Source organism: Novosphingobium arvoryzae, from assembly GCF_014652615.1.
Taxonomy (GTDB): domain Bacteria; phylum Pseudomonadota; class Alphaproteobacteria; order Sphingomonadales; family Sphingomonadaceae; genus Novosphingobium; species Novosphingobium arvoryzae.
Map to the genome: position 1 here is coordinate 1 of NZ_BMZD01000023.1, position 695 is coordinate 695.

Sequence of the window (695 nt, forward strand, 5' to 3'; positions counted from 1 at the left end):
GGGCCGAAAAGGCCAACCCTCACGTCTCAAAAGCCGCCATCAGACCCCTCGCGCCGCCGTCAAGCCAAAAACAGCCGGTTCTTCGAGGTGTCCAGTTGGTTATGGCATTTCCTGCTTGGCATGGGCGTGCCGCTTATGATCGCAGTCATGATTGTTTTTCTCGACCGGTCAGAGCTCTTTTATAAAATAACTGATTACCTTGGACTTCGCCTATCTCATCATGAGCCTACAGCTTGGGATTACGCCTTTCGAAACCGCCATACTTCATACATCTTGGTTCATCTAAATGATGGTTCGACAGTTGCCGGCATTTGGGCTGAAGGAGCGTTTGCTTCTTCTACAGCCGGGGATCGAGACCTTTTGATTGCAGACGTTTGGAAAGTCGAGGAAGGAGGGCGATGGCAAGAGGTTGTACCGTCTCGTTCCATGATTATCTGCGGTGGTAACATCCGCTTGGTTGAATTCATCGATGGAGGTCGAGAGTGACCGACAAAAAAGAAACTAAAAATATGACACCTGAACATCTGGAAAAAAGAGGGTACCGGCCAACGCGCCTAGCACCTTCTTCCATTCAAGAAGGCTACAGGCCGACGACGGGGCAGTTGGACACCTCGAAGAACCGGCTGTTTTTGGCTTGACGGCGGCGCGAGGGGTCTGATGGCGGCTTTTGAGACGTGAGGGTTGGCCTTTTCGGC

The 695-nt window shown here is 51.9% G+C and carries 2 protein-coding genes; both read left to right on the forward strand.

Features of this window, described 5'->3' with window-relative positions:
* Positions 1–486 (forward strand): DUF6338 family protein (locus tag IE113_RS16130; RefSeq protein WP_229822711.1); only part of this gene is annotated, 486 nt, incomplete at its 5' end.
* The gene (locus IE113_RS16135; protein ID WP_189543359.1) at positions 483–638 is read left to right on the forward strand and encodes a hypothetical protein; all 156 of its coding nucleotides are present in this window, start codon (positions 483–485) and stop codon (positions 636–638) included. The genes IE113_RS16130 and IE113_RS16135, both read left to right, overlap by 4 nt.
* Positions 639–695: the final 57 nt, after the last annotated feature.